An 11,670-nucleotide genomic window follows, 5' to 3' on the forward strand; every position below is an offset into this window, starting at 1 on the left:
TAACCTCATGTCTGAACAGAACCAAATTCTCAGCTATCCTCAAACTCAAAAATGTGATCAAGTTGATAATTATCATGGTGTGACCATTGCTGACCCCTATCGATGGTTAGAAGATTTAGACTCAGAAGAAACGAAAGCATGGGTTGAAGCTCAAAATGCAGTTACATTTGCTTATTTGAATCAAATTCCAGCCAAAGAAACCCTAAAAAATCGCCTAACTCAACTGTGGGATTATGAAAAATATGGGATTCCTTTTAAGCAAGGAACTCGCTATTTCTATTTTAAAAATAATGGGCTACAAAATCAAAGTGTTCTCTACGTTTTAGAGTCTTTAGATGCAGAACCAAAAATTTTATTAGATCCAAATACCCTATCTGCTGATGGAACGATTGCGTTATCAGGAATAGCAATTAGTGAAGATGGAAATTTCATGGCTTATGGGTTATCTACTTCGGGTTCTGATTGGCAAGAATGGAAGGTTAAAGATATTAATACCCAAGAAGATTTATCCGATCATTTAAAATGGGTTAAATTTTCGGGCGCATCTTGGACACACGATCATCAAGGATTCTATTATAGCCGTTATGATCAACCCCAGGAGGGAAAACCCTTAGAAGAAACCAATTATTTCCAAAAACTTTATTACCATCGTTTAGGAACGCCTCAATCTGAAGATTCCTTAATCTATGAACGTCCTGATCATAAAGAATGGGGATTTAACGGCTTTGTCACCGAAGATGGCAAATATTTAATTATTTCCGTTTGGATGGGAACTGAATCTAAAAATCTGGTTTTTTATCAAGATTTAACTCAATCCAATTCTCCCGTAATAGAACTCATTTCTGAGTTTAAAGCCAGCTATAGTTTTATTGATTATGAAGGAGAAAATTTTTGGTTTACAACGGATTTAGATGCGCCTCGCAGTCGAGTGATTGCGATTAATATTAATACCCAAACTCACACCGAAATTATTCCCCAAGCTCCAGAAACCCTAGAAGGGGTTAACATTTTAAATAATCAATTGATTGCGGATTATTTAAAAGATGCCCATAGTCAAATTAAAATCTTTAATTTAGATGGGTCATTTGTTCGAGAAATTGAATTACCCGGACTGGGTTCGGCGGGTGGTTTTGGAGGGAAACGATATGATACCGAAACCTTTTACAGTTACACCAGTTTTACCACTCCTAATACCATTTATCGATACAATCTGGTGACAGGAGAAAGTACAATTTACCGCCAAGCTAATGTTGATTTTAATCCCGACGACTACGAAACTCGACAAGTTTTTTATCCGAGTAAAGATGGAACCCTAATTCCGATGTTTATTACCGCTAAAAAAGGGGTAGAATTAAACGGAAATAACCCTACAATTTTATATGGATATGGGGGATTTAATATTTCTCTAACGCCCTCCTTTTCGGTTAGTCGTTTAGTCTGGTTAGAAATGGGTGGAATTTATGCGATCGCAAATTTACGAGGAGGGGGAGAATATGGAGAAGATTGGCATCAAGCGGGAATGAAACTGAAGAAACAAAATGTCTTTGATGACTTTATTGGTGCCGCCGAATGGTTAATAGAAAAACGCTATACTTCTGCCGAGAAATTAGCAATTATTGGCGGAAGTAACGGGGGGCTATTAGTGGGAGCTTGTATGATTCAACGCCCGGATTTATTTGCAGCAGCCTTACCTGCGGTCGGGGTTTTAGATATGCTCCGCTTCCATAAATTTACCATCGGTTGGGCCTGGTGTTCTGATTATGGTTCACCGGAAAATCCCGAAGAATTTCAAGCGTTATATGCCTATTCTCCTCTGCATAATTTAAAGCCAGGAATTGCTTATCCCGCAACTTTAATTACGACAGCAGATCATGATGATCGAGTTGTTCCCGCCCATAGTTTTAAATTTGCGGCGACATTACAGGAAAACCATATTGGGGAAAATCCAGTATTAATTAGAATTGAAACTAAAGCCGGACATGGTGCTGGAAAACCCACCGATAAAATGATTGAAGAAATTGCTGATGAATTTGCCTTTTTAACGCGAGTCCTCAAGATTAATTCCTAACTGAATGTTAATAATAGAAACCCGATTTCTTGAGGAAATCAGGTTTCTATTGAGTGTCTAATTTAATTCAGTTTAAATTGATGTTGCAATCCGACCTTCAAACTGACCATGCAGGGTATAATGAGAAAACGCATTGCTGACAACTCCACTGTTGATGGCTTGCAGAACATCAGGATTCTGTGCTAAATAAAATCCTGTGTTGAATTGGGTGCTGGGGTTTCGTCCTTCCTCAGCACCTGACATCACAAAATGTTCAAAACCTGAACTGAATGCACCAACTTGGACAGCATTAGCTACATCAGGATTTGTAGTTAAGTAGTAGGATTCATCAAAGTATTGATTCGGTGAACGTCCTTCTGTTTCTCCTGAATAAATATACTGTTGTAAACCTGAAGATAAGGTTCCTTGAGTGATAGCTAAATTAACATCAGGATTGCTTTGTCGATAATATTCCTCGTCAAAAGCTTCAAGTAAATTCTCTTGATATTGAGGATTTTGTAAGACATCATCCCAATGGGTTCCTGTCACAGTATCCCAAGTTGTCGTTGAAGTAATACCTGTTACGGGATACGTTTGATAATAATCATCTGAACTGTTATTATCCCAACTATTATCATCATAATAAGTATAATTTGTTGGGTTAACACCTGTTANCCTTCTTAGGCGTGTTCTAGTGTTGTGCGATCCTACGATGCCAATTGCCTCTACTCTCTCGCCCCGAAGGGTCTGAGCCTACTTTTAAGTCGTTTTTCACTCACTCGCTTAATTGTTTCTGCTTGTGGGGGCTAGAACTAGGTTTTCAACACCGGTTCAACCATTTCGGTTAAACGCCCTTTAACTAGAGCGTCCCACCACTGGGAATCTCACCCGTCAATTAAGGTCATCGTGGCTTTAATTATTCTAATCCCAGTTCAAATTAATGTAAAGCCGTCCTAGAAGTTAGGGGTTTCTACCCAAAATTTTCGATGATTAAGAGCGAATTATCCTCAAAAGAGTTGCCGAATCTACTGGACTTGATGAGGACAATCAACTTCTGTGATCAATTGCTCTTGATTCGTTTAACTCCAAGCATTTTAGCCGATTCAGATCCAGGGATTCGATTTTCTCCAATATAAAAATAATTTTCTGGGAACTTCTAAGGATTGGGGTGAGTCAATGATAGCTAGATTGTTCTCGCGTTCGTTTCGGCTCTAGTTTGGGGTCAGTGTCAAGAAGATCGCTCTAAACGAGGGTGTGTCAGGGATCACTAGCATCCAGGGCTCATTTTCTACCATCTGGCCATAGGTTGGTGGTTTTCACATCAAGCGATCGCTAGTTTTTTAGGGGTTTATTCCCTAGAACAGACGATCCAAAAGATGTGAGATGATGTTATAGTTCTTTTCTGTCCCTTTAACCCCCAGACAAAAATTTCTCAATCTCTTGCTATTTTCTTGACACTTCTGTTAAGCTGATACGATATTTTTTTACTCATTACTGACGAGAGGTTGGCTTCACTACAAGGGTTTCCAGTGGGTGATGCTCAATCGTTTTTTGTATCTATAGAGATGGAGTTTGCCCTATTACCAGCAATGTCCTTTTTTAGGTTAGGATACACTAGATTGTTTATTCCTTTTAGGATAAACTAAACGTGGTGTTCATGACTCAACTGGAATCACTGGTGAGTTGGAGTTTAATCATCTCTAAGACGACCAGTAACGAAGTTCCTATTGTAGAATCCCAGAAAAATCAAAACGCTAACATTATTAAACTCACGTGAGGAGAACTTGAATGTCTCAAATAGTAACATCTCCAGATGTAACAACAGTACCACTAGCCGGAGGCGGGGTTGCCCTCAATGGTGTAGAAGGTCAAGCCAATATTATTTCAGGTACAGCTGATACCAAAATTATTCAAGGTAAGGGTTCAGGAGATATTCTCTCTGCTGGAGCCGCAAATCCTGTTGTCATTTATGGGTTCGATGGCCCTGACCTGATTTATGGTAGCAGTGGCAACGATGAACTTTACGGTAACGCCGGAAACGACACAATCTATGGTTTAGGTGGCAATGACCTAATCTATGGTGGTGCTAACAATGACCTGCTCTATGGTGGTGATGGAGATGATTCCATCAATGGTGATGACGGAAACGACACGGTTTCCGGTGGTACGGGTAATGACATCCTTGCGGGTGGAAACGGAGATGATGTCATTGATGGTGGAGACGGCAATGATGTCATCTGGGGCGAAGAAGGCAATGACCAACTTTATGGTGGAGCCGGAAACGACACCATCTATGGTGGCCAAGGAAATGATGTGATTAATGGTGGAGACGATAATGATTTCATTACTGGAGACAAAGGCAATGATAACTTAACCGGTGGAGCCGGAAGTGACAAATTTGCCTTTACTCAAGTTGGCAGTGACAATGCTGACGTAGTAGTTGATTTCACATCGGGAAGTGACAAGATCGCCTTATCTACTACTGAGTTCGCATCTCTAGGCGTCAGTGTAGAAGCTGGTGAATTCCAAGTGATTGCTAACTTCAATACTGCTAACGTCGGTACCACTACTGGACTGATTTATGACTCCGAAAACGGCAAGTTATACTTCGTCACTGGTGGAGCCGCCCAAGAAGTAGCTACATTTGTCAATAATCCTACTCTAACAGCTAGCGACTTTGAACTATTCTAAGTCTGAACTTGCTATAATTTAGTTCTAGGGGTAGCTAGTCTACCCCGTTTTTTTTGGCTCATTAACGGCCTAATCTTCGGGTTTGGGAGGAACGGGATCATACCCTCCTGGATGATAGGGATGACATCTTAATATGCGTCGTACCGCTAACCAACTCCCTTGAATGATTCCAAATCGTTCGATGGCTTCAATAGCATATTGGGAACAGGTGGGATGAAAGCGACAAACGGGAGGAAACAGGGGAGAAATTAAGAATCTGTAGCCTCGAATTAGGGCAATTAATAGAATTTTCATATTATAAAGTGGGTTAATTTCCCGTAAGAACAACTTGAGGTTTGAGGAGAATTTGATCGGGAGTTTCGGTAAATTTTCCAATTCCTAAAAGTTGGTTTTCTTGATCATACACACTAACAGGATGAGGTTCTATTATTTCAGAATCTACAGCAATTGATTGTCCTTGAGACCAACGTTTTGCTAATTCCGGTATCAGGGTAATTGCTGTTAAATGATTTAGAGGTAGGGTAGGAGATAAGGGGGAAAAAGTTTGTTGTTGAACTTGGGTTTCTAAGGTTTCTAAGGTTAAACTATTTTCTAAACAAAAACCACTGCTTTCTGTTCTGATTAAATTAGCTAAGGTTCCACCCGAATTCAGTATAGCGCCTAAATCTCTAGCGATAGAGCGAATATAAGTTCCTGAACCACAGGCGATCGCAATTTCTAACTCTGGAAATTCCCCCGGATACCAGTTTAAAACTTTCAGATCAAAAATTTCTACTGTCCGACTCGGAACCTCTATTTTTTCTCCTTTTCTAGCTAACTCATATAATCGTTTTCCTTGAACATGAATAGCACTATAAAGCGGAGGAATCTGTTCAATTTTACCCCTAAATTGAGGAAGAATTTCTTGAATTTGTTCTAGCTGTAAATCGGGTACAGGTTGACTCGTTAATATTTCCCCTTCTAAGTCATCAGTTGCGGTCGTAACACCAAATCGAATTCTGGCTTGATAGGCTTTTTTAGAAGGGAGAAATTGTAATAAACGAGTGGCTTTTCCCAGAGCCAAAGGTAACACTCCCGTTGCTGCTGGGTCAAGAGTTCCGGCGTGTCCGACTCGTTTTAATCGTAAGATTCGACGCACTCGCGCCACACAGTCATGGGAGGTTAAACCCGCAGATTTATTAAGGTTGAGAAACCCGTACATTATGCTATTGAATACTCTCTATGAAATCCTTATTCTATCCGATTATTCCCTCAAATTTTAACTAAGAGAGAGATTTAAAATCTCCAGATGTTAAGTTTCCTGTAAAACCAGAAATAAACCCTAAATAAGTGGGATTATTGACATCATCCGTGCGAATCAATAAACCGTTAATTTCATTAACACTTCCTGTTTCAAATTCTAATTGACCATAAGTTAAGTCTGACGGTAGAAAAAAGAAATCATCATTTTCATTATAATCTAATATGACATCAACAAAAGCTTGATTAGCACTCCCAGAATTAACAGAAATTAAAAATCCATCTTGTCCTTCACCGCCGACTAAAATATCTTGACCTCGATCTCCCGATAACAAATCATCTCTATTTCCCCCAACGATACAATCATCACCCGCTCCGCCGTACAGGGTGTTATTATTATCATCAGTTCCGATCAAATCACTACCTGCTATCAACAGGTCATTATCATTATTTCCTGATAAAAAATCTTGTCCATTCCCTCCATATAAGGTATCACTATCCTTCCCTCCAAACAGGGTATCATTTCCTTCACTCCCTAAAATAGAATCCCGACTTTGATTACCATTAATATAATCATTTCCGGTTTCACCATCAATCAAATCTTCTCCATCATCACCAAAAATGGTATCGCCTCCCCCCCGACCATACAAACTATCATCTCCTATATTGCCTCGCATAATATCGGCTGCATCGGTTCCATTCAAACTATCTCCCAAGGTATCACTCACTTGGGGAATTTCGTTTCCGGTCACGGTACTACTTCCATCACTTCCCCCCGTAACGGTACTACTCCCCCCGGTTGTATCATTGGTTAAGGTGTCCCCAGGAAGGGTTTGGTCGTATAATAAGAAAATTAAGTCGGGATCAAATGCGGAGGTCATAATTAGTTAACAATGAATTGGGTTTGTTTAAAATTTTACCAATTTATTCTCCTCTGTCTGAACCTTTGAGATGGCGAAATTGAACAGCGCTCATGACTCTAATTCCGTAAACTCACCGATGCCAAGATCAGGGATAAGTCGAATATAATAGGATCAACCTTGAGACTCTCAATAAAATTTACTGCAAAACTCTGGGCTTGCCAATCAACTACCCCAAATCTTGCACTCTTTTGCACCCGAATTGACATCTCTAATTCTTTATCCCACGGATAATTATGTTTAATGCCACAGCCATTCTAATTGATGCCTTTGTTCAACAATTGCAAGCGGGATATCGTCGCACTTACGGAGGGTTTAAACCAAACTACCCTGAAATTATCGCTTGGGCTGGAACAATGGCTCTGGAAAATATAGCGAATTGTGATGCCCTTTACCACAACGTTGAGCATACCATGTTAGTGACGTTAGTGGGGCAGGAAATTTTACGCGGAAAACATATTCGAGAAGGGGGGGTGACGACAGAAGACTGGTTACATTTTATTATTTCCTTACTGTGTCATGATATTGGCTATGTTAAAGGGGTTTGTCGTCAGGATCAAGAAGCTATTGGTTTATATGCAACCGGAATTGGAGATGGCATTGTTTCGATTTCTGTTGGAGCCACTTCAGCCAGTTTAACACCTTATCATGTTGATCGCGGAAAATTAGTGATTGATGAACGATTTGGGGGTCATAATTTAATCGATGCGGAACAAATTAAACGCAATATTGAATTAACTCGTTTTCCAGTTCCCGCCGATGAAACTCACCAAGATCGACAAAACTATTCAGGACTAGCAAGAGCCGCTGATTTGATTGGTCAACTCAGTGATCCGCGTTATTTGAAAAAGATTAGTTCCTTATTTTATGAGTTTGAAGAAGTGGGAACAAACAAAGTTTTAGGGTATAAAACCCCTGGTGATTTACGCCGAAATTACGCTAAATTTTATTGGAATGGTGTATTTCCTTATATTCCGGCGGCTCTCAAATATTTGGAACTCACCCAAGAAGGAAAGCAGGTTGTTGCTAACCTCTACGCTAATGTATTTCAAGTGGAAAATGAGTCTCGAATTTTACAAGGAATTAATCAATTTCCCACTGAAAACAATGGTGGAAGTCGAACGGATCAGAATAAAGACGGGACTGTCAATGAGCAAAAACAGTTAGTTTTTAGTGAACTAACAAACTTAAATTTGTAGAAATTGAGACTAGACAGGAAAAAGGATAATTCTTAATTGACAAAGGGAGGTTAATCAATTGACCTTCCTTTTGATCTCTATTATAGCAGGGAACAGGGAACAGGGAGGAAAAGAGTTAACTGTCTAGGTGTAAGTATCAGTCTATGTCCTAACTGTGGCGGTTGCTATATTTGAAAAAGTTTGAGGAGTTAACTATGAAAAATCTTACCCCAGAAATTCAGCAACGAGTTGAAGAATTAAGAAAATTATTGCAAAAAGCCAGTTATGAATATTATGTTTTGGATGCTCCGACAATGGAGGATTCTGTTTATGATCAATTGTATCGAGAATTGCAAGATTTAGAACAACAATATCCGCAATTAATTACTTCTGATAGTCCGACGCAACGGGTCGGAGAAAAAGCAGCAACCCAATTTCAATCCGTTAAACATAATATTCCTCTGTATAGTTTAGATAATGCTTTTAATTTTAATGAGTTAAAAACTTGGCAAGATCGAGGGCAAAAAATAGCCACAAATTCCTCAGAATTACCGACTTATGTTTGTGAATTAAAAATAGATGGTTCAGCCTTAGCATTAACTTATGAAAATGGAATATTAGTGCGAGGCGCAACACGAGGAGATGGAATAACTGGGGAAGAAATTACTCAAAATGTTAAAACAATTCGTTCTATTCCGTTAAAATTAGAGTTAGAAAATCCTCCTCCTATCGTTGAAGTGCGGGGAGAAGCCTTTTTATCTTTAACCACTTTTGAAATTATTAATCAAGAACGACAAAAAGAAAGAGGATCATTATTTGCTAACCCTAGAAATGCAGCAGCCGGAACTTTAAGACAATTAGACTCTAAAATTGTCGCCCAACGGAAGCTTGATTTTTTTGCTTATACTTTACATATTTCTTCAGGAGATAATGTAGAAATTATTCCCTCTAAAACCCAATGGGATAATTTAGAATTATTGCAAACAATGGGGTTTAAAGTTAATCCAAATCGTCAACTTTGTTCTAACTTAGAAGATGTAATTAAATATTGTGAATATTGGGATCAAAAACGCCATAATTTACCCTATATGACCGATGGAGTCGTAATTAAAATTAATCCTCTATCCCTACAGGAAAAATTAGGATTTACTCAGAAATTTCCCCGGTGGGCGATCGCTTATAAATATCCCGCAGAAGAAGCCCCGACGCAAGTAAAATCTGTCACCGTACAAGTGGGGAGAACTGGGGCGTTAACACCCGTTGCAGAACTTAACCCGATTTTACTCGCTGGAACTACGGTTCAACGAGCAACTTTACATAACCGCGATCGCATTACTGAGTTAGATTTGCATCTCGGTGATACTGTAATTGTACGCAAAGCCGGGGAAATTATTCCCGAAGTGCTGAGAGTCTTATTAGAATTGCGCCCCAAGGACGCTAAACGCTTTGAAATGCCTACCCATTGTCCCGAATGCGGTCAACCCGTTGTACAGCCTGTGGGAGAAGCGGTGACGCGATGTATTAATGAGTCTTGTCCGGCAATTTTACAAGGATCTTTGATTCATTGGTGTTCCAGAGATGCGTTAGATATTAATGGTATTGGGGATAAATTAGTGCAACAATTAGTTAGCAAAAAATTAGTTAATTCTGTAGCAGATTTATATGAATTAACTATTGACAAATTAATGACTTTAGACCGCATGGGAGAGAAGTCAGCCACTAAAATTGTCAAGGCGATCGCAACTTCTAAAAAACAACCCTGGTCACGGGTATTATATGGGTTAGGTATTCGTCATGTTGGCAGTGTTAACGCAGAATTAATTACGCAAAAATTCAAGAGCGTTGAACAGTTAACCCAAGCATCCGCTTCAGAAATTGAAGGGGTTTATGGAATTGGGCCAGAAATTGCCTATTCTGTTTATCAATGGTTTAATCTTCCCGCAAATCAAGAATTAATTGAACGATTAAAAACAGCAGAATTACAGCTTGCCAATTCCGAAAAAATAGATTATAATATAACTAATCAATCTCAATCCTTGACAGGTAAAACCTTTGTAATTACAGGAACTTTACCCAGTTTAAAACGGGATGAAGCCAAAAAATTAATTCAAAATGCTGGTGGAAAGGTAACAGATTCAGTGAGTAAAAAAACTGATTATGTTGTTGTAGGAGAAGAAGCGGGATCTAAACTCAAAAAAGCTCAAGATTTAGGAATTACCCTGTTATCTGAAGCAGAATTATTAACTTTACTGTAGGGTGTTTGGCTTCTGGAATTGTTACCACAAAGACACAAAGACACAAAGAAAGGAAAAAAGATGATTAAGGGGATATGATTTTGTTTATCAAGCTTAAATACTTCCTTTATCTCTTCCTTAGTGTCTTCGTGTCTTTGTGGTGACATCTACAGTTAAAAAAATGGCGCGGGTATGGTTAGAAAAACTTAGTTTTTGGGTGTATCTGATTCTCGTTGTTTTTTATATTATAATGATAGGGGCTTCTTTCAAATTTATACAATGCCACTTCATTCAACTTCAGGGCGATGGCGGTTAGGGTTAGGGTTAGCTCTATTAACAACATTTTTATGGGGAATTCTACCATTAGGATTAGCCATTATTTTACAAGCTTTAGATGTTTATACTGTGACCTGGTATCGATTTTTAATTGCTTTTGTTTTGTTAGGAGGATATTTAACAACTCGTCAACAACTCCCTGATGTTCAAAAGTGGCGTTTAATGCCTTGGGGTCTATTAGGAATTGCCACAATATTTTTAGCCGCTAACTATGTGCTATTTTTACAAGGATTAGCCTTAACTTCCCCCACAAATGCCGAAGTTTTAATTCAACTGTCTCCCGTTTTAATGGGGTTAGGGGCGTTAGTTATCTTTAAAGAACATTATACACGATTGCAATGGTTAGGTTTGGGGGTTCTCACATTAGGATTTAGTTTGTTCTTCCATGAACAATTACGGAATTTAGTCACGGCTTCTAATCAATATTTATTAGGGAGCTTTATTTTAGGAGCGGCGGCTATTTGTTGGGCGATTTATGCCTTAGTTCAAAAACAACTATTGCAACAACTTTCCTCCTCTCAAGTTATGGCTTTTATTTATGGAAGCTGCACAATTTTATATTTACCGATAGCAACACCCACAGCAATTTTTACCCTCAGCCCCTTTCAACTCTTAATTTTACTATTTTGTGGACTCAATACATTAATTGCTTACGGTTGTTTTGCGGAATCTTTAGAACATTGGGAAGCGTCCAGGGTGAGTGCGGTTTTAGCCTTAGCTCCCATTATTACCTTAATTTCTGTTGATATTATTGCGGTATTATTTCCCCTATTAATTAAACCTGAAAATTTAACCCTTTTTGCGATAACAGGAGCCTTTTTTGTAGTCGCAGGTTCAATGATGATTGCATTAGGGAAAAAAACTTAGGGTGCTTAATTCTATTAATATGAAATCCTTTAATGTTTGCTACAAATACTTGATCGGGTGGGTAATAACTTTTTTCTATTCCCTCCTATTCCCTATTCCCTATTCCCTATTCCCTATTCCCTATTCCCTGTTCCCTGTTCCCTGTTCCCTGTTCCCTT

At 38.9% G+C, this 11,670-nt stretch carries 9 protein-coding genes; 5 read left to right on the forward strand and 4 right to left on the reverse strand.

Annotated features, from left to right (window positions below):
- Nucleotides 1-7 precede the first annotated feature (7 nt).
- A complete protein-coding gene (locus tag PL8927_RS18500; protein ID WP_083624542.1) occupies nucleotides 8-2,068 on the forward strand; it encodes a prolyl oligopeptidase family serine peptidase in 2,061 nt (686 codons plus the stop codon).
- Nucleotides 2,069-2,140: 72 nt separating this feature from the next.
- Here the strand turns inward: PL8927_RS18500 and PL8927_RS18505 are convergent, their stop codons facing one another.
- On the reverse strand, nucleotides 2,141-2,596 hold the full coding sequence (locus PL8927_RS18505) for a hypothetical protein (protein WP_083624545.1): 456 nt from the start codon (nucleotides 2,594-2,596) through the stop codon (nucleotides 2,141-2,143).
- Nucleotides 2,597-3,835: 1,239 nt separating this feature from the next.
- Between PL8927_RS18505 and PL8927_RS28870 the strand changes: the two genes are divergently transcribed.
- A complete protein-coding gene (locus tag PL8927_RS28870) occupies nucleotides 3,836-4,738 on the forward strand; it encodes a calcium-binding protein (protein ID WP_083624547.1) in 903 nt (300 codons plus the stop codon).
- A gap of 69 nt (nucleotides 4,739-4,807) precedes the next feature.
- On the opposite strand, the gene yidD is transcribed toward PL8927_RS28870, so the two are convergent.
- From yidD to PL8927_RS18525, 3 genes are all read right to left on the reverse strand, one after another.
- Nucleotides 4,808-5,032, reverse strand: coding sequence for a membrane protein insertion efficiency factor YidD (gene yidD, locus PL8927_RS18515; protein ID WP_083624549.1), 225 nt, complete (start codon nucleotides 5,030-5,032; stop codon nucleotides 4,808-4,810).
- Nucleotides 5,033-5,045: 13 nt separating this feature from the next.
- Nucleotides 5,046-5,939 carry a tRNA pseudouridine(55) synthase TruB gene (gene truB, locus PL8927_RS18520; protein WP_083624550.1) on the reverse strand — a complete coding sequence of 298 codons (894 nt, stop codon included), beginning with the start codon at nucleotides 5,937-5,939 and terminating at the stop codon, nucleotides 5,046-5,048.
- Between the two features lie 61 nt (nucleotides 5,940-6,000).
- The gene (locus PL8927_RS18525; RefSeq protein ID WP_083624553.1) at nucleotides 6,001-6,858 is read right to left on the reverse strand and encodes a calcium-binding protein; all 858 of its coding nucleotides are present in this window, start codon (nucleotides 6,856-6,858) and stop codon (nucleotides 6,001-6,003) included.
- A 275-nt stretch (nucleotides 6,859-7,133) separates the two neighbouring features.
- Here PL8927_RS18525 and PL8927_RS18530 point away from each other — a divergent pair, with 275 nt between their 5' ends.
- The 3 genes from PL8927_RS18530 to PL8927_RS18540 all read left to right on the forward strand — a co-directional run bounded on the left by PL8927_RS18530 (nucleotide 7,134) and on the right by PL8927_RS18540 (nucleotide 11,512).
- A complete protein-coding gene (locus tag PL8927_RS18530) occupies nucleotides 7,134-8,096 on the forward strand; it encodes an Npun_R2479 family HD domain-containing metalloprotein (protein ID WP_083624556.1) in 963 nt (320 codons plus the stop codon).
- Nucleotides 8,097-8,290: 194 nt separating this feature from the next.
- A complete protein-coding gene (gene ligA / locus PL8927_RS18535; RefSeq protein ID WP_083624558.1) occupies nucleotides 8,291-10,330 on the forward strand; it encodes an NAD-dependent DNA ligase LigA in 2,040 nt (679 codons plus the stop codon).
- Nucleotides 10,331-10,588: 258 nt separating this feature from the next.
- Nucleotides 10,589-11,512, forward strand: coding sequence for a DMT family transporter (locus tag PL8927_RS18540; protein WP_083624560.1), 924 nt, complete (start codon nucleotides 10,589-10,591; stop codon nucleotides 11,510-11,512).
- Nucleotides 11,513-11,670 lie beyond the last annotated feature (158 nt).

It is taken from the genome of Planktothrix serta PCC 8927 (assembly GCF_900010725.2).
Lineage (GTDB): Bacteria > Cyanobacteriota > Cyanobacteriia > Cyanobacteriales > Microcoleaceae > Planktothrix > Planktothrix serta.

Bases quoted from the DNA above. Each gene is read 5' to 3' on its own strand.
- PL8927_RS18500 (WP_083624542.1), top strand. From the start codon at position 8: ATGTCTGAACAGAACCAAATTCTCAGCTATCCTCAAACTCAAAAATGT.
- PL8927_RS28870 (WP_083624547.1), top strand. From the start codon at position 3,836: ATGTCTCAAATAGTAACATCTCCAGATGTAACAACAGTACCACTAGCC.
- yidD (WP_083624549.1), bottom strand. From the start codon at position 5,032: ATGAAAATTCTATTAATTGCCCTAATTCGAGGCTACAGATTCTTAATT.
- truB (WP_083624550.1), bottom strand. From the start codon at position 5,939: ATGTACGGGTTTCTCAACCTTAATAAATCTGCGGGTTTAACCTCCCAT.
- PL8927_RS18525 (WP_083624553.1), bottom strand. From the start codon at position 6,858: ATGACCTCCGCATTTGATCCCGACTTAATTTTCTTATTATACGACCAA.
- PL8927_RS18530 (WP_083624556.1), top strand. From the start codon at position 7,134: ATGTTTAATGCCACAGCCATTCTAATTGATGCCTTTGTTCAACAATTG.
- ligA (WP_083624558.1), top strand. From the start codon at position 8,291: ATGAAAAATCTTACCCCAGAAATTCAGCAACGAGTTGAAGAATTAAGA.
- PL8927_RS18540 (WP_083624560.1), top strand. From the start codon at position 10,589: ATGCCACTTCATTCAACTTCAGGGCGATGGCGGTTAGGGTTAGGGTTA.